At 62.2% G+C, this 17,580-nt stretch carries 14 protein-coding genes; 4 read left to right on the top strand and 10 right to left on the bottom strand.

Features of this window, described 5'->3' with window-relative positions; genetic code table 11:
- Window positions 1-30: 30 nt before the first annotated feature.
- From BLU26_RS01615 to BLU26_RS01625, 3 genes are all read right to left on the bottom strand, one after another.
- Window positions 31-2,433: a TonB-dependent siderophore receptor gene (locus tag BLU26_RS01615; protein ID WP_197674521.1), complete on the bottom strand. Its 2,403-nt coding sequence runs from the start codon at window positions 2,431-2,433 to the stop codon at window positions 31-33.
- Window positions 2,434-2,539: 106 nt separating this feature from the next.
- On the bottom strand, window positions 2,540-3,529 hold the full coding sequence (locus BLU26_RS01620) for a FecR domain-containing protein (protein ID WP_092283236.1): 990 nt from the start codon (window positions 3,527-3,529) through the stop codon (window positions 2,540-2,542).
- Between the two features lie 3 nt (window positions 3,530-3,532).
- Complete coding sequence (locus BLU26_RS01625) at window positions 3,533-4,048, bottom strand: sigma-70 family RNA polymerase sigma factor (protein WP_092288315.1); 516 nt, start codon at window positions 4,046-4,048, stop codon at window positions 3,533-3,535.
- A gap of 257 nt (window positions 4,049-4,305) precedes the next feature.
- Here BLU26_RS01625 and BLU26_RS01630 point away from each other — a divergent pair, with 257 nt between their 5' ends.
- A complete protein-coding gene (locus BLU26_RS01630; protein WP_157719271.1) occupies window positions 4,306-4,644 on the top strand; it encodes a helix-turn-helix domain-containing protein in 339 nt (112 codons plus the stop codon).
- A 130-nt stretch (window positions 4,645-4,774) separates the two neighbouring features.
- On the opposite strand, the gene dacB is transcribed toward BLU26_RS01630, so the two are convergent.
- From dacB to BLU26_RS01650, 4 genes are all read right to left on the bottom strand, one after another.
- Window positions 4,775-6,247, bottom strand: coding sequence for a D-alanyl-D-alanine carboxypeptidase/D-alanyl-D-alanine endopeptidase (gene dacB / locus BLU26_RS01635; protein WP_092283240.1), 1,473 nt, complete (start codon window positions 6,245-6,247; stop codon window positions 4,775-4,777).
- A 199-nt stretch (window positions 6,248-6,446) separates the two neighbouring features.
- Entirely contained in the window at window positions 6,447-7,571 is a 1,125-nt protein-coding gene (locus tag BLU26_RS01640) for a cache domain-containing protein (protein ID WP_092283242.1), read from the bottom strand.
- 46 nt (window positions 7,572-7,617) lie between these two features.
- Window positions 7,618-8,415 carry a TatD family hydrolase gene (locus tag BLU26_RS01645; protein ID WP_092283244.1) on the bottom strand — a complete coding sequence of 266 codons (798 nt, stop codon included), beginning with the start codon at window positions 8,413-8,415 and terminating at the stop codon, window positions 7,618-7,620.
- Between the two features lie 11 nt (window positions 8,416-8,426).
- A complete protein-coding gene (locus BLU26_RS01650; protein ID WP_092283246.1) occupies window positions 8,427-10,130 on the bottom strand; it encodes a DEAD/DEAH box helicase in 1,704 nt (567 codons plus the stop codon).
- A gap of 142 nt (window positions 10,131-10,272) precedes the next feature.
- Here BLU26_RS01650 and BLU26_RS01655 point away from each other — a divergent pair, with 142 nt between their 5' ends.
- The gene (locus BLU26_RS01655; RefSeq protein ID WP_092283248.1) at window positions 10,273-11,223 is read left to right on the top strand and encodes a glutathione S-transferase family protein; all 951 of its coding nucleotides are present in this window, start codon (window positions 10,273-10,275) and stop codon (window positions 11,221-11,223) included.
- Between the two features lie 114 nt (window positions 11,224-11,337).
- The gene (locus BLU26_RS01660; RefSeq protein WP_231701988.1) at window positions 11,338-13,239 is read left to right on the top strand and encodes a cation:proton antiporter; all 1,902 of its coding nucleotides are present in this window, start codon (window positions 11,338-11,340) and stop codon (window positions 13,237-13,239) included.
- On the opposite strand, the gene greB is transcribed toward BLU26_RS01660, so the two are convergent.
- The 3 genes from greB to BLU26_RS01675 are packed head-to-tail and all read right to left on the bottom strand — an operon-like array spanning window position 13,233 to window position 16,907.
- Complete coding sequence (gene greB, locus BLU26_RS01665) at window positions 13,233-13,727, bottom strand: transcription elongation factor GreB (protein WP_092283250.1); 495 nt, start codon at window positions 13,725-13,727, stop codon at window positions 13,233-13,235. The genes BLU26_RS01660 and greB overlap by 7 nt on opposite strands.
- 1 nt (window position 13,728) lies before the next feature.
- Window positions 13,729-16,230: an ABC transporter permease gene (locus BLU26_RS01670; protein ID WP_092283252.1), complete on the bottom strand. Its 2,502-nt coding sequence runs from the start codon at window positions 16,228-16,230 to the stop codon at window positions 13,729-13,731.
- The gene (locus BLU26_RS01675) at window positions 16,227-16,907 is read right to left on the bottom strand and encodes an ABC transporter ATP-binding protein (protein ID WP_092283255.1); all 681 of its coding nucleotides are present in this window, start codon (window positions 16,905-16,907) and stop codon (window positions 16,227-16,229) included. The genes BLU26_RS01670 and BLU26_RS01675 overlap by 4 nt, the downstream gene beginning before the upstream one ends.
- 13 nt (window positions 16,908-16,920) lie before the next feature.
- Here BLU26_RS01675 and BLU26_RS01680 point away from each other — a divergent pair, with 13 nt between their 5' ends.
- Window positions 16,921-17,553 carry an arylesterase gene (locus BLU26_RS01680; RefSeq protein WP_092288317.1) on the top strand — a complete coding sequence of 211 codons (633 nt, stop codon included), beginning with the start codon at window positions 16,921-16,923 and terminating at the stop codon, window positions 17,551-17,553.
- The last annotated feature ends 27 nt before the right edge of the window (window positions 17,554-17,580 follow it).

A 17,580-nucleotide genomic window follows, 5' to 3' on the forward strand; every position in this document is an offset into this window, starting at 1 on the left:
AATGGGGCCCTTTGCAGGGCCCCTTTTCGCTTACCAGCGGTAGCTGACGCTGCCGATCAGGGCACGGCCGGCGCCGCGATAGCAGTATCCCGCCTCACAGGAAATGTACTGTTTGTCGGTCACGTTCTTGGCGTTGAGGCCCAGACGTATACCCTCGGCCCCGCCGCGCAGGTCGTAGTGCGCGCCCACATCCACCAGCGTGTAGGCTTCGTTCTTCTCGCTGTTGCTGGCGTTGGCGTAGCTGCGCCCGTTGTAGCGCGCACCGGCAGAGAGGCCCAGGCCCTGCAACAGACCGCTGGGCAGGGTGTAGTCGAGCCACAGGGACGCCAGATGCTTGGGCGTAAGGATCGGTGTGTTGCCCTTGTCGCCATCGTTGCTCTCGGTAATTTCCGCATCATTGAAGGCGTAGCTGGCGATCATGTGCAGATCGTCGGTCAGGTCGGAGACGGCTTCCAGCTCAAGCCCCTGGGACGTTTCTTCGCCTTTCTGAACGTTGAACGCGGTACCTGGCACCGAGGTAAGCGAGTTGGACTGCACCAGATGATAAACCGAGGCGGTCAGCAGAGTGCTGCTGCCGGGTGGCTGGTACTTGATACCCAGTTCGATCTGCTCGCCCTCGGTGGGCTTGAAGTCATCGCCATTCTGGCCGGTGCCGGTTTGTGGCAGAAATGACTGCGCGTAGCTGATGTAGGGCGCCAGGCCCGAGTCGAACAGGTAGAGCGCGCCGACTTGCCCGGTGGTCTTGTCATCGTGCGTCTTGCTTCTGGCGCCGCTGAGATTGTCGGTTTTCTCGGTATTGGCCCAGTCGTGACGCAGGCCGGCAGACAGGCGCCAGGCGCCGAGCTCAATCTGGTCCTGCAGATACACAGCGCTGCGGTGGGTGGTGCCGCTCTGATCGACCAGCACCGAGCGCGGGCGGGCGATGGGCTGGTGGTAGTCCGGGTTGTTGATGTCGATCGAGGGCGCAGCGCCCATGGAGTACTCCACATCAAAATCCAGGTAGGCATAATCCAGGCCGGTCAGCAGCGTGTGTTGCAGGACGCCGGTGGCAAAGCGTGAGACCAGCCGGGTGTCGGTGGTCACCGAATCCATCTGCTCGTAAACCCCCCAGGCGGTGCGATCCAGGATGCTGGTGCTACCGGGCTGCAGGCTGGAGCTGGTGTATTGGTTGACCGTATCGGTCTGCCCGTAGCGCAGGTTGTGCTGCAGGGTGAAGGTGTCGTTGAAGCGATGCTCAAACTCGTAGCCGAGCAGCGTTTGCTGTTGATCCAGTTGATCAAAGTCTTCGTCGCCGGCCCAGAAGCGGGTCAGGGTGTCGCCCGACTGGTAAGGGCGCGGGGAGCCTGAGGTTTCACGGTCCTGATACTGCGCAAGCAAGGTCAGGTCGGTTTGTTCGCTGATGCGCCAGGTCAGCGAGGGCGCGATCAAACCGACATTGTTCGGTACCTGCTCGATGTCGGTATCGGCGTCACGGGCGATGGCGACCAGGCGATAGAGTACGTCGCCGTCGTCATCCAGGCGGCCACCGATATCGAACTGGCCCTGCAGGTGATCGTTGCTGCCGTACTGTAGCTCAACCTGTTCGACGGCCTCTTCGCTGGGGCGCTTGCTCACCCGGTTGACCATGCCGCCCGGGCTGATCTGCCCATACAGCACCGATGCCGGTCCCTTGAGAATTTCGACTCGTTCCAACGCAAAGGGATCAGTGGTGAAGTATGACAACCAGCCGGTGTTGGCCTGGCGCATGCCATCCAGATAATCGGCGTTGGTGACCGCAGCGTAACCGCGAATGTTGATCTGATCGAAACGCGGGTCGAGACCGGCGCCACCTACGCTGACGCCGGCGGAGTAGGCGACGGCCTCTTCCACGGTAGTGGCTTTGCGGTCGGCAATTTGCTCGGCGGTGACCACGCTGATGCTTTGCGCGGTCTCTACAATCGGCGTATCGGTCTTGGTGCCGGCGCGGCTGGTACCGGCAAAGTAACCAGGCACCGGTGCGACGCCAGAGCCCTCGGCCTGCTGCGCTTCAATGGTCAAGGGGTTGAGCTGATAGGCGCCACTGTCGGTTTGCGCAGGCACGATCACATAACCGGAACGGCTTTTTTGCGCCACCAGGCCGCTGCCGCTGAGAAGCGCCGTCAGGGCGGCATCCACTGAGCTGGCGTTACTGACACCGCGACTGCTGAGCCCCTGCACCTGGGCAGGGGTGAATGACAGGTTGATGCCGGTTTGCTGGGCAAAGCTGCTCAGCGCGGCGGCTAGCGGCCCAGGGGCAATCGACAGACTCTGGCGTGAGCTGGCGGCCTGGCTGGTATCGACAGCCAGGGTCAAAGGGCTGGCAAGGCCCAATGCCAGGGCCATGCAGACGGCCAGGCTGCTGTTGCCGGCCAATCGAAAGCCGTAGTGGAGGGGAGCTTTTGCTAGTGCGCGCATAAATCAGATCCGTTCGCAGTTGAGGTTGTATCTCAGTAACCGAACGCCGCGCCCAATCCCGACAGAAAAATTCAATTAATTTTCCAGTACCCGTGGCGTAGCCGGTTCAGGCTTTGGCCACCAAGCGCACCCAGAAACGGGAGCGGCTCACGATGTCGACGGGTAACGTGCGCGCCAGGTGCTCCAGCAAGGCTGCTTGCTGATCGAGTTGAAAGACCCCGGACAGGCGCAGGTCGGCGACAGCCGGATCACAGCCGATCAGCCCGCTGCGGTAGCGGCCAAGCTCCTGCAGGAAGGCGTCAAGGCGGATGTCGTCGACCACCAACATGCCGCGCGTCCAGGCACTGGGGTCAATCGTCTGGTGGCCAATCGGTTCGATATGCTCCGGGTAAAGCGCATAGCGCTCACCGGCCTTGACAGCTAGCGGTTGCTGGCCGCCAAGGGTGCTCACCGCAACGCTGCCCTGTTGCACCAGCAAGTCGCTGTGGCTGCCTTGATCGCGCAGTACGAACTGCGCATCTGCGCTGTCACACCAGCCGTGGCGGCAGGCTACGCGCAAGGGGCTGGCACGCAGGCTGTTCGGGTCTGCGGCGCTGCTGACCTGCAGCTCGCCGGCGCGCAGCACCAGCAGGCGCTCGGTCGCGCTGAACAGCACATCCAGCGCCGAGCCGCTGTTGAGCAGCAGCTCGCTGCCATCGGCCAGGGTGATCTGTCGGCGCTCGCCTGTGGCCACGCGGTAGTCGGCGGTGACGCTAGGGATGCTGGTGACCAACCAGCCAGCGGGCCCGCCGACGGCGACCGTGAGTGTCAGCAGCTTCAGCGCGCGGCGACGCTGCAGGTCGGTGCCGGCGCGCTTGAGGATCGGAATGCCCAGCTCGGGCGAGGGCAGGGTAGCGGTGTAGGCGTCGAGCTCACGCTGCAAGCCGCCGAGACGCTGCCAGGCAAGCGCATGCTCGGGATGCTGTTGGCACCAGTGCTGAATGAGCGCCTGCACCCTGGCCTGGTCGGCGGCGACATCCAGCTTCAGGCGCCATTGGATCGCAGCGCGGACGATACGCTCGGGCAGCGGGGCGCCTGGCTGGCGCGCGGCATCCATGGGCTAACCCTCGCGGTAACGCAGTTGATAGCAGTGGAACAGGGCGTCCGCCACATGGCGCTCTACGGTACGCGAGGAGACGCCTAACTGCGTCGCGATCTGCGCATGGGTCAGGCCTCCGAGCTGATAAAGCAAAAATGCGGTACGCACCCGGGCCTTGAGCCCCTCCAGCAGGGCGGCGATCTGCTCCAATGTTCGCAGGGTCTGATGCTGCTCCTCGGCGGAGGGGTAATATTGCTCTGGCAGTTGCGCGAGGGCCTGCAGGTAGGCATTTTCCAGCGCGCTGCGGCGCCAGTGATCAATCACCAGACCACGGGCGATGGTGGACAGAAACGCCTTGGGCGCCTGATTGCTGACCGCCTGATTGCGCACCAGCACCCGCACGAAGGTGTCTTGCGCCACATCAGCCGCCTGCTCGGCACAGCCAAGCTTGCGCCGCAGCCAGGCGAAGAGCCAGCCGTGGTGCTCGCTGTATAGCGTGGCAATGCTGATGCTGGAGGTGGTTTCGGTGGCGGGCATGCTCGGTCTGAACGGCAAATAGCAGAGAAGCCGCAGTGGCGGCGACAAGGGGTGAAACATTAAAAGAGAATGATTCCTATTACAAGTCGAGTTTGTAGCTTTTCACGCTTCTGCGCTCTGTTTGCCTGACTGTGCCAGGCCGGCGAGCCTTATCTGGCAGTGCTGATGGCAAAGCAGGCAAGTAATGCATCTGGTCGCTCGACATCCAGGCGGGATGTCAGTGTAATGCGCTTTTTCGTCCCCAAAGGAGACGCTGCGTGTCGGAGCCAACGCCGCAATTGAGGACGCTGTCGCGCGCCCTTGATGTGCTCGAACTCATAGAAGCGTCGCCAGTACCCATCTCCCTGTCGGAGCTGGCCAAGGCGATGGATGAGTCGACGCCAATCGTCTTTCGTATCCTGCAGACCCTGGAAGCCAGGGGATACATCCGTCGCCGCGCGGAAGACAAGCGCTACTCGCACACCTGGCGCTCTACCGGCAGTGGCGCCGTGCGCCGCGCTGTGATCTTGCTGAGGAGTGCAGCGGGTTTCTCCGTTGCCGGCAGCAGCGTCGAGGAGCTGGCAGACAGGGCGGCCATCGAGCCCGCCGCGCCCTGAAGGCTTTCAGACGATGCTGGAGCAGGGTGATTTCACGCTGTCGGGTGACGGCGCCAGGCTGGACGAGGCAATAAAAAAGGCGCCGTCTTGAGGCGCCTTTTTCATTTTCTTCACTGGTTGGCCGCAGCCCTCAGGGCGCGTGACTGGCGATGTCTGTCGGCCCACGGCGATACACGTCCTGCAATACCAGATCCAGTGCCTGACGGCTGACGCCGGCGTAGGTGTGGTTGACGATGGCGGTGACCGCCCAACTCTGGCCGTTGTTGTCGCGAGTGATGCCGGCAATGGCCTTGACGTTGCGCAGCGAGCCGGTTTTCACGTGTGCCTGGCCGGCGACCGGCGTATTGCGCAATCGACGGCGCATGGTGCCATCCATTGCCGCCAGCGGCATGGAAGCAACGAACTCGGCGCGGTAGGGGCTGGCCCAGGCAGCCTGCAGCAGCTTGGCCATGTCTCTGGCAGTGAGCCGCTCCATGCGTGAGAGGCCAGCACCGTTTTCCAGTACCAAGCCGGTCGGATAAATACCCTTTTCCGCCAGCCACTGGTTGATCACGCGCACCGCTGCCTTGTGATCGTCGCGATCCGCCGGCGTGCGCTGGTCGCGGCCGATGGTCAGGAACAGCTGCCGAGCCATGGTGTTGTTGCTGTATTTGTTGATGTCACGCACTACCTCGACCAGATCGGGCGAGGCGCTTTGCGATACCAGGCGCGAGCTGGCGGGCGCGCGGCCGATGCGGGTGCCGCCAGCGATAGTGCCGCCCATGTCCCGCCACAGGCTGCGCAGGGTGCTGCCGGTGTAGGTAGTCGCGGTCAGTGCAGACAGGTAGCGTTGGGCAATACAGTTCTCGTGCAGGCTACCGGTTAGCGTGATGGTGGCTTGATAACCGCTGTCCTGAATGCTGTAGGCAACATTCGGGCGTGGGCAGGAACGGACCGGCGGCAACAGGGTGAGCTGGTTGTTGACGGTCACTTCCGGCAGATTGGGTTCCAGGTTGATGCGCACCCCGTTCTGCTCGCCATAGCTGCTCAGCACGAAGAGTTTCAGGTTGGTGAGCAGGGGGTCGGGCTCTACCAGAAATGGTTTGTTCGGGTCGCCACCGTCGTCGACGAAGGGCGGCACATCGCTGGGAAAACGCATGTCTGCCGGCTGCAGTACCAGATCGCCGGTGATGTCGCGCACGCCAGCAGCTTTCAGGTCACGCATCATCAGCCACATGCGCTCAATGGTCAGCTTGGGATCGCCGCCACTACGGAAGATCAGATCACCCTGCAGGGTGCCGTTGACCACCGGGCCATCGATAAACAGGTCGCTGCGCCACTGATAGGTCGGCCCCAGTACTTCCAGTGCGGCATAGGTGGTGATCAGCTTCATGGTTGAAGCCGGATTGACCGGGATATCGGCATTGACGAACTGCGCCATGCCCTGACCTTCCAGCGGGATCACCGCCAGTGACAGCGCGTTGGCCGGGATCTTTGCCGCGGCAAGCGCGGAACTGACCTTGGCAGGCAAGGTGCCGCTGTCGGCAGCAAAGGCAGGGGCGTTGACCAGCAGGCCCAGGGTGGGCAGAACGCAGAGCAGGGCACGTTTGAATCGGGTAGGCATGAAGACCAGCTCCGTAGGGATCGAGGTGGCTGAAAGCTATGGCGTTTTCATTCATTCCCTTGTAGAGCGCATCATCACTCAAATAACTGCTTACGCCAAGTACTTAAAGTAAATTGTTATGTTTGCTGTTTTTGCCTGGGCGGTGCTGCAAAAAAGCACTGGATGCTTCGCCTGCAGGCGCAAACGCCCGGTTCGCATGCTAATCTTGGTTGCGGCGAATGCGCCCAGAAAACCACAAAAGTGGCAGCAATACCAGACAGATCGTCAGAGAAATCCAGACACTCTCGCTGCGAATGCGATACGCCTCGGCAAGTAGCTCGTCTTCGGGCACCAGCACTGCCAGGTAGGTGTCCGGCGTGCCGCGCAGCCCAATACGGCGTTGCTGGATGATCCAGCGGCGGCCTTCCAGTTCGCGGGTAATGCGGCGCTCCTGGCGATAGCCGTCCAGCGCCAGGGTGGCCAGCAGGGTGCTGCCCAGCTGGTTGAAACGCTTGAGATGCAGACTGCTGCCCTGCGCCGTGTGCAGCAGGCGCTGCACGTCATGGTAGGCGATCACCGTGCCATCGGCGGTATAGATCAACAGCTGCGAGGAGGGCGTGATCTTCTGTTCCTCCAGCGCCTGTGACAGCCGGCCAAGGGTCAGATCGGCGCCCAGCACCGCACCGTTACGTGCGCGCTTCGCCAGTGTGGTTCCGAACTCGTGGGTCGAAAAAAACACGTAGGGCAGGGTGACTATCTGCTGATCAACTGCCGTTGCTTCCTCATACCAGGGACGCTGCCGTGGATCAAAACCGTCATCCACCATCAAGCGAGCCTCAATGATGCCCAGTTGCTGGTTCAGAAAGAGATAGGTGACGTTGCGCTCGCCGTTTTCATTTTGCACATGCCAGGCCATCCAGCGTGCTTCCTCCGGCGCATCAAAGCGGTTCTGGTTTTCGGCCACGTCGAGCGAGCGCAGCATGAGGTAGTCGCCGTCGGTCCAGCCCAGATACACGGAATTGAGTTGCGGGTTGTCGCTCAGCACCTGCGCGAAGGATTTCAGATGCGGGAGGCGCTGGGCCAGGGTACGGGTATCTGGCAGGGAGCCAAGGCTCAGCAGGTTCAGCGCCTGGCCGGGTGGCTGATAGATATTTTCCAGTTGGGTCTCAACATTCAGGCTCAGGCGTTCAAACAGCTCATCGCCGGTGGACAGCATGATCCGAGACAACTGCTGGTATTGAAACAGGGTCAGCAGCGTGCCGGTGAACAGCAAGGTGATCAGCGTGATGAGGGCTGTCAGGCGATAGGGCCTGGCGGCGAACTTCCTTCCTGGATCGTCCGGCATGACATTCCTGTATTGCGACCTGTCGGGATGAGGCCAATATAGACTATTAAGCCGGGCTTGGCAGGGCAAACAGCGTGCGCGCGGTGGCCGTGGTGTGGGCAGCGAGTTGCGCCAGGGTTTCGTTACGACACTGGGCCACACAATGCGCTACTTCGATCAGGAAGGCGGGCTCGTTGCGGCGGCTCTTCGGCTTGTTTTCCATGCTGCGTGGCAGCAGCCAGGGCGCGTCGGTTTCCAGCATCAGGCGGCCGGTGGGAATATCGCGCATCAGGGGGTGCAGGTGGGTGCCGCGGCGCTCGTCGCAGATCCAGCCGGTAATGCCGATGTGCAGATCCAGATCAAGGTAGGCGTAAAGAGCTTTCTGATCTGCGGTAAAGCAGTGCACCACGGCGCCGCTGAGCTGGTCCCGGTAATCGCGCAGCAATGGCAGCAGCGTTTCGCTGGCATCGCGTTCGTGCAGAAACACCGGCAAGCCGGTCTCCACGGCAATGCTGAGCTGGTCTTCCAGCGCCTTGACCTGCGCCGGGCGCGGCGAAAAATCCCGATTAAAATCCAGCCCACATTCACCGATGGCCTTTACCGCATTGTGTTGGCTCAGCTGCGTGAGCTGGCGGTGGCCGTCGCTGTTCCAGTGGCGTGCTTCGTGGGGGTGAACCCCGGCAGTCGCAAACAGCCGGTTGGGCTCATCTGCGCAGAATTCGAGTACCTGATCGGCGTGATCAAGCGAGGTGGTGGTCAGCAGCAACTGGCTGACATCGGCCTGCCAAGCCCGCTCCAGTACTTCAGAGCGGTCTTTGGCAAAAGCCTTGTCAGTCAGGTTGACGCCGATATCGACCCATTCCATGGTGCGAAGGGTCAGTCCTTGCGTGGCGGTCTGGCGGCGCGCGGCTTGCTGGCGAAGTCACGCTTGGGCTTGCGCGCCGGGCGTGATTCGGTTTCACCGGGCGGCAGCGGCCAGGCGCGGATCTGCAGCGGAACGCCGTTGATCTCGGCACTGGCCAGCCGGTTGAGGATGTCCTGGTCGAGTTGCGGCAGGTAAACGCCGGTGTGCTCGGGGAACATCTTGATGTGGCCGATCTGCTGGCGCTGCAGCTTGCCAACCTTGACCAGTACGTCCACCAGCGGTTTGGGCATCAGCCCGCTCTTGCGGCCGCCCTGGACCTTGTAGCGGGTCAGGCCGCTGTCGCGGTCGAACTGGTTTTCCTGGCGTGCAGGCGCGCTGGGCAGCTCGGAAACCGGCTCCAGCAGGGTCTTGGCGCTTGGCAGAATGGCCAGCAACGCGGCTGCCAGCTCGGTAGCGTCCAGGCTGGTAAGCTCCTGCAGATCGGTCACCAGCTGCTGGTGCAGCGAGGTGGCGTTTTCGCGGGCGGCATTCAGGCGCGTGGCCAGCTTGCTCAGACGACCGCTACGGACGGCATCGGCTGACGGCAGCGCCTGGGGTTCGATCTTCTGGCCTGTGGCTTTCTCGAGTACGTGCAGCAGGCGACGCTCACGCGGGGTGGCAAACAGGATTGCCGTGCCCTGGCGGCCGGCGCGGCCAGTACGACCGATACGGTGTACGTAGCTTTCGCTGTCGTGCGGCAGATCGTAGTTGAGTACGTGGGTAATGCGTTCCACGTCCAGGCCACGGGCGGCAACGTCGGTAGCCACGATAATGTCGATCAGGCCGCGCTTGATGCGGTCGACCACTTGCTCACGCAGTTGCTGGCTGAGATCGCCATTCAGTGCAGCGGCCGCAAAGCCACGTGCTTCCAGCCGCTCAGCCAATTCAAGACTGGCGGTTTTGGTGCGCACAAAGACGATCATGGCTTCGACCGGCTCAACTTCGAGCAAGCGTGTCATGGCGTCCAGTTTGTGGTGGTTGGACACTTCCCAGACTTTCTGGGTGATGGTGTCCAGGCTGCTGCTGGAGCCGCTGTGCAGGCGGATCTCCTTGGGCTCTTTCATGTGCTTGCGTGCAACGGTACGCACGCCAGGCGGCATGGTGGCCGAGAACAGCGCCTTCTGGGTTTGCTCCGGGACTTCTTCAAAGACGGCTTCGAGATCGTCGGCAAAGCCCATCTTGAGCATTTCGTCCGCTTCGTCGAGCACCAGGAAGCGCAGGTCCTGCAGCTTCAGGCTGCGACGGCGCAGGTGGTCGGTGAGACGGCCGGGAGTCGCAACAACAACATGTGCGCCGCGCTCCAGCGCCTTGAACTGCGGCGCGAAAGCTGAGCCGCCGTAGAGGGCAAGTACGGAAAAACCACGCATGTTCTGCGCATAGCGCTGAAAAGCTTCGGCAACTTGCAATGCCAATTCACGGGTTGGCGTGAGGATCAGTGCCTGCGTGGCGCGCAGGCTGACGTCGATGCCGGCCAGCACGGGCAGTGCAAAGGCGGCGGTCTTGCCCGTGCCGGTTTGCGCCAGACCAAGCAGGTCATCACCGCTGAGCAGGGTGGGGATGGCCTCGGCCTGGATGGGGGAGGGTGTTTCATATCCGAGGCTGTTTAGAGCCTCGAGAAGCGGAGCAGGTAAGCCAAGATCGGCAAACTGCTTGGCCGCCGGAGCGGTATCGGACATACGGGAAGTAAACCTTGGGGATATGTAGATCGGGCATTATACGCGGTTCGCGACGAAATTGCCGCAGCCTTTTTTGCCGCTCTGTTCATTCCCGTGCCGAAGTGGCAGGCTAAAGCCCAAATTTACGAGAAAGGACAGACAGATGGGGCGTTTGGTTGAAGGCCAGTGGCACGACGAATGGTATGACACCGAGTCAAATGGTGGCGCGTTCAAGCGTGAAGATGCCGGTTTTCGCGAAGGTGTGGGCGAGGGCTCGCGCTACCCTGCCGAGTCGGGGCGCTATCACCTGTACGTGTCGCTGGCGTGCCCGTGGGCGCATCGTACCCTGATCATGCGCAAGCTCAAGGGTTTGGAGCCGCACATCGGCGTGACTGTGACTCACCCGCATATGCTGGAGCAAGGCTGGCATTACGAGCCTGCCGAGCCGCTCTACGGCCTGCAGTACCATCATCAGCTGTACACCAGGGCGAAAGCGGATTACACCGGCCGGGTGACTGTTCCGGTGCTCTGGGACAAGGTGACCGAAAGCATCGTCAATAACGAGTCTGCCGAGATTCTGCGGCTGTTCAACAGCGCCTTCAATGGTCTGACCGGCAACCACGACGACTACTATCCGGCGCCGTTGCGCGAGGAGATAGACCGGATCAACGAACGGGTCTATCACGACATCAACAACGGCGTGTACAAGACCGGTTTCGCCACGCGCCAGTCAGTGTATGAGCAGGCCTGCGAGACCCTGTTTGCCGCGCTGGACTGGGTCGAGGAGCGGCTGACTACCCAGCGCTATCTGGCCGGGGAGCGTATCACCGAGGCCGATTGGCGCTTGTTTACCACCCTGGTGCGCTTTGACCCTGTGTACCACGGCCACTTCAAATGCAACGTGCGGCGCATTCAGGATTATCCGGCCCTGTCTGGGTACCTGCGTGAGCTGTACCAATGGCCGGGCATCGCCGAGACGGTCAATTTCGAGCACATCAAACAGCATTACTACTACAGCCACGACACCATCAACCCGACCCGAATCGTTCCCTTGGGCACAGGCCAGGATCTCAATCTGCCGCATGAGCGCGCGCACCTGCCCGTGATCAATTAGTGCAGGCCACAGGCTTCATGCCTGCTAACATGCAGCGCCGCGCCGCAACCGCCAGCAGGACGGCGCTGCCTACAATAAACTGCCTGTATTGACCGCCTGAACTTTGGAGATGTCGTGATCGACCTAGCAAACCTGTTACCGCCGGCCCTCACATTATCGGGCATCGCCCTGATCAGCCTGATCTGTCAGCTGATGGCCTGGCGCCTACGCTTGCCCGCGATTCTGTTTCTGCTGATCAGCGGTATTATTTGTGGTCCGGTGCTGGGGATGATCAATCCGGACGAGTTTCTCGGCGATCTGCTGTTTCCGATAGTGTCGTTATGCGTTGCACTTATCCTGTTTGAGGGCAGTCTGACCCTCAAATTCGAGCAATTGAAGGAAACCGGCCCGGTAGTACGGCGCTTGGTCACTGTGGGTGCTTTGGTCACCTGGGGCGTCATCAGTCTGGCCTGTTATTGGCTGATCGGCCTGGATGTCGCGCTCTCGGCGCTGTTTGGAGCATTGGTTGTGGTTACCGGGCCGACCGTTGTGGTGCCGATGCTGCGCACCCTGCGCGCCACGCCGCGGATATCCAAGATATTGCGCTGGGAAGGCATTCTGATCGATCCCATCGGCGCCTTGTTGGCGGTCTTGGTGTACGAATGGATCGTCTCGCAGGCAGCCGGACACAACGGTTTCATGGCCAGCTTGCTGATTTTTGTCGAAGTCATCGGAGTAGGCACCATCGCCGGTATCGTCGGTGGCTTCCTCATGGCGACGGCCATGCGCCGCCACTGGATCCCCGAGTACCTTGAAGTCCTGGCGTCCCTTACCCTGGTACTGGTGATGTTTGCGGTGTCCAACGAGATTGCCCATGAATCGGGCCTGCTCACCGTTACCATCATGGGTATCTGGCTGGCCAACGCCAAGGGTATCGATATTGAAGAGATTCTGGTGTTCAAGGAGCATCTGTCGGTCTTGCTGATCTCGGGTCTGTTCATTTTGCTGGCCGCGCGGCTCGACCTGAATGCGCTGCTGGCGTTGGGCTTGCCGGCGCTGGCACTGCTGGCGGTTATCCAGTTTGTGGCGCGTCCGCTAGCGGTGTGGATCAGCAGTATTGGTAGTGAGCTGACCTGGCCGGAACGGGCCATGGTCGCCTGGGTAGGGCCGCGCGGCATTGTCGCGGCGGCGGTCTCTGCGCTGTTCGCCCTGCGGCTGGAGCAAGCGGGTTATGAGGACGCGGCCCTGGTCAGTGCCCTGACCTTTGCGGTGATCATTGGCACCGTGGTGTTTCAGAGCGCGACTGCACGTTCGGTCGCCAGCCTGCTGAAGGTCACCGAGCCGGAGCGTCGCGGTATCCTGTTGGTCGGCGCCAATCAGGTATCCCGCGCGCTGGGGGAGGTGTTGCAACGTCTTGAGGTGCCGCTGCTGGTAGTGGATACGCACTGGGATTCGATCCGTCAGGCGCGGATGAAAGGCCTGCGCACGCTGCGCGGCAATCCGCTGTCGGCCACGGTGGACAGTAACCTCGATCTGACCGGTCTGGGCACCCTGCTGACGCTGACCCCGGAGCGCGAGTGGAACGCGCTGCTGAATCAACATTTTCGCCGTGACTTTCCGGCCCACCGCATCTTCACCGTGCGCAACGAGCGCGCGGGCGCCAACGAGCGTATGCAGATTTCCTCCAAGCATGAGGGCATGCCCTTTGGGCGGGAGGGGCTGACGTTCAGCAAGCTTTCCAGCCTGATCAGCCAGGGCGCGCGGTTCAAGGCCACCACGCTCAGTGAAGGTTTCAGTTACGAGCAGTGGCAAAAGGATGCTGGCAAAACGCGCATCGCCCTGATGGCGCTCACGCCGGAACGCCGCTTGCGGGTGCTCAGCCCTGGGCTGGATTTGGCGCCGGAAGCAGGCTGGACGCTGATTTATCTGGCGACCAGCCAGGACGAAAAGCCCGGTGATACCGCCGCGCTGGTGGCACGCCGTGAGAATGGTCAGGGTGACGAGGCTGCCAAGCCGGCGCTGCCAGACCCTCAGTAATCTATCGCGGTAATCCAGTACAGGCGCTCGCCACCGGGCGCCTGTACACATATCTCATCGTCCAGCGTCTTGCCCAGCAGCGCTCTTGCCATGGGGCTGTCAATGCTGATGTGCTGCTGCTTCGGATCAATTTCATCGGGGCCGACGATGCGCAGCAGCAAGGGTTTGCCGTCTTCATCCTCCAGTGTGACACGGGCGCTGAAATACACCTTGCTGGGATCGCTGGGTGGCTGGTCTACCACTTTCAACGCTTCAAGACGCTTGCGCAGAAAGCGCACCCGACTGTCTATTTCACGCAGCATTTTCTTGCCGTAGATGTACTCGGCGTTCTCTGAGCGGTCGCCGAGTGCGGCCGCTTCGCTGACTGCCTGGGTGACCGCCGGGCGCTTGTGCAACCAAAGCTGGTCCAGCTCTTCGCGCAGGCGCTGTGCACCGGCGGCGGTGATCAATGGCGTGCCGGCACTGCGTGGTGGGCGGTAACGGCTCATCTCAATGGCTCCGGTTGATCAGGCGCATGGGGCTCTGATGCACCACGGCGCGGGTGCCCAGGGCACCGGCCACGCCGATCAGCAGGGCACCGGCCAACGGCGCCAACAGCCAAAACAGCAGGTGCGGCTGCCACTCCAGATCCAGCGCAAAGCGATACAGTGCCCAGGTGGCCAGTTCGCTGGCGACCACCGCCATTAGCCCCGCGAGTGCGCCGAGCAGCGTGAACTCCAGCCGATTGGCGCGTCGCAGCAGCGCTTTCTGCGCGCCCAGGGTGCGCAGCAGTGCGCCTTGATACAGGCGCTGATCCAGCGTGGCTTGCAAGGCAGCGAACAAGACTGTCAGCCCTGCCAGCAAAACGAACACCAGTACGTACTCCACCGCCAGGGTTACCTGCGCGAGGATGCTGCGAATCTGCTCAAGTATGGGTTCTACTTCCAGCAGCGTCATAGCAGGAAAAGCGCGCGTCAGGTCGCGCAGCGCAGCGCGTTCGCTGCTGGGCAGGTAAAAACTGGTCAGCAGCGTGGCGGGCAGATCGTTGAGGCTGCCGGGCGAGAAGATCATGTAGAAGTTGGGCGTGAAGTTGTCCCAGTCCACTTCGCGGATGCTGCTCACACGGGCGCTCAGGGTTTGCCCGGCGATAACAAAGCCCAACTGGTCATCCAGCTTGATGCCAAGGCTGTCGGCCAGCTCGGACTCGATCGACACCAGCGGCTGCTCACTTGGCGCAGAAGGCCACCAGCTGCCTTCACGTAGCTGGTTGCCGGCCGCAGGCTCGGCGGCCCAGGTCAGGCTCAGGTCGCGATTGATAGCGCGCTCACCCTGGCTGTCCTTGGTAACCTGCTCGCGCACAGGTTGATCGTTGATGGTAACCAGTCGGCCGGGCGTGACCGGGTAAAGTGGGGCGCTGCGTGCGCCGATGGTGTTCAGCTGCGCGGCAAAGTCGTCAGCCTGCTCGGGCAGGATGTTGAGCGCAAAGTGGTTGGGCGCATCGGCGGGGAGCTGGTCTTGCCAATTGCTGAGCAGCTCGGTGCGCAGAATGATCACCACCAGCATGCTCATGAAGATCAGCCCAAAGGCGAGAATCTGCGTCGCCGCCGCAGCGGGTTGCTTCAGCAGCTCACCGCTGCCCAGTCGCCAGGCCAGGCTGGCACGCGCCAGCGGGGCGGCACTCGCACGCAACAGCAGCCAGGCCAACAGCCCCATCAGCAGTGCGGCGGCCGCGCCGCCGAACACCATCGACAGGGTCAGTTTCAGGTCGCCGGTAAATTGCCACATCAGTAGGCAAAGCGCAGTCAACGCCAGGCCATAGATGAACCAACTGCTGCTGGGCATGGGTGCCAGGTCGCGGCGCAGTACCCGCAGCGGTGCAACGCGTCCCAGCCGCAGCAGCGGCGGCAGCGCAAAGCCGAATAGCGCCGTGAGACCGGTGGCCGCACCGATCCAGAGAGGTTGCAGGCCGGGCGCTGGCAGGTCGGGTGGCAGCAGGTCCTGCAAGAGTGCTATCAACCCCCACTGTACTAACCAACCGAGCAGCAGGCCCGCCAGCGTGGCGAGGGCGCCAAGCATCAGCAACTGAGAAAGGAACAGCTGCAACACTTGCCGACGTGACAAACCCATGCAGCGCAGCAGTGCGCTGGCATCGAAGTGACGCACGGCAAACCGGCCGGCAGACAGCGCCACGGCAACCCCTGCCAGCACGACTGCGGCGATACTGGAGAGCCCCAGGAACTGATTGGCACGCCCTAGGGCGCGGCCAACCTGGCGGTTGTCGTCATTGACCGTGGTCAGCCGCTGATTGACCTCCAGCTGAGGTTCCAGCCAGTCGCGGTAACCCTGCAATGCCGGCGCGTCCCCGCTGATCAACAGGCGATAGCTAACACGGCTGCCGGGTTGCACTATGCGCGTGGCGGGAATGTCGGCAAGGTTCATCAGTACGCTGGGCGAGAGGCTGTAAAAGTCGGCTGCGCGATCCGGTTCATGGGTGATCAACGCACTGATGCGCAGGCTGGCGTAGCCCACCTCCAGTGAGTCACCGACCTGCAACGCCAACTGGTTCAGCAGCCGGGGTTCGATCCAGACCTCTCCCGCTGCGGGTATCTCGCCGGTTGTGCGCTCCTCGCCAAAGGGCTGGTCGGTGATGCGCAGCTCGCCGCGCTGCGGGTAGCCGGATTCGACGGCCTTGACGCTGCTCAACTGCATTTCGCTGTCACTGGCCATGACGCTGGAGAAACCCACCTGCGCGCTGGTGCGCAGTCCCTGGGCGCTGGCCTGTTGAGCGTAAAGATCCGGTAGCGGGCTGCGCGACGAGATGACCATGTCGGCACCCAGAAATTCGGCCGCGCGGCTGGTCATACTGCGCTCAATACGGTTGGTGAAGAAGCTGATGGCGGTGCTGATGGTGACGGCGATCAGCAACGCCAGGATAAGCACCCGCAGTTCGCCGGAGCGCCACTCCCGCCCAAGCAGACGCAGCGCCAGGGCAGGGGAGTTGAAGCCACTCACAAAGCAGGCTCCAGCAGTTTGCCCGCCTGCATGTGCAACGCGCTGCTGCAGCGTTCGGCCAATCGCGCGTCATGGGTTACCAATACCAGCGTGGTCTGCTGCTCGCGGTTGAGTTCAAACAGCAGATCGGTGATGCGTTCACCGGTGGCGGCATCCAGGTTGCCGGTGGGTTCATCGGCAAACAGGATGGCCGGCTCACTGGCAAAGGCGCGGGCGATGGCGACGCGTTGCTGCTCGCCGCCGGACAACTGCTGCGGGTAGTGGCTGGTGCGCGCAGCCAGACCGACGCGGTCCAGCAATTCCGCGGCGCGTTGGCGAGCATCTCGGCGACCGGCCAGCTCCAGCGGTAACATGACGTTTTCCAGTGCGGTGAGGCTGTCGAGCAACTGGAACGATTGGAACACGAAGCCGACCTGCGCGCCGCGCAGTGCCGCACGCTGGTCTTCATCCAGGTCATTGAGTACCTTGCCGGCCAGTTCGACTCCGCCACCGCTGGGCAAATCCAGACCGGCGAGCAGGCTCAAGAGCGTCGACTTACCGGAGCCCGAGGCGCCGAGAATCGCCACGCTGCTGCCGCGCGTGATCTGCAGGCTGACGTTATCGAGAATGGTGAGTTCGGCTTCCGAGCTGGAGACGACTTTGCTAAGGTGGCGAGCGATTATCACATTGTCTGACATGGTATCCGGCCTGATGAAACCCTGGAAAAACTGCCTCGCGGCAATCCTGTTGGCGCTGCTGACACTGCCCGTCTCGGTGAGTGCTTCTGCACAAGGCATTTTGATCGTGGGTGATAGTATCAGCGCCGCTTTCGGTCTGGAACTCGAGCGCGGCTGGGTGAGTCTGTTACAGGCGCGTTTGCGCGAACAGGCCGTTGCGCTGCCGGTGGTCAATGCCTCGGTCAGCGGCGATACCACTGCCGGTGGGCTGGCCCGCCTGCCACGCCTGCTGCAGGAGCACCAGCCCGAGCTGGTGATCATCGAATTGGGTGGTAATGATGGCCTGCGCGGGCTGGCTCCGGATAAAATGCAACAGAATCTTTCTGCCATGGTAGCAGCGGCGCAAGCCTCCGGTGCCGAGGTGCTGCTGTTGGGCATGCGGATACCGCCAAATTACGGGGTGCGCTATACCCAAGCCTTTGAACAGGTGTTCCGCGAGCTCGGTGATCAGCCCGACGTCGCCGTGGTGCCCTTTGTGCTTGAAGGGGTGGCAGGCGTGCCGCAGCTGATGCAAGCTGACGGCATACATCCGAATGCCGAGGGCCAGCCGGGGATTCTGGAAAACGCCTGGCCGCTGATCAGCGACTGGCTTGAAACGCAGCCCTGAGCTGTTTCTTATTGTTGGGAGCTTGCT

The organism is Halopseudomonas sabulinigri (assembly GCF_900105255.1).
In the GTDB taxonomy this organism is placed as follows: domain Bacteria; phylum Pseudomonadota; class Gammaproteobacteria; order Pseudomonadales; family Pseudomonadaceae; genus Halopseudomonas; species Halopseudomonas sabulinigri.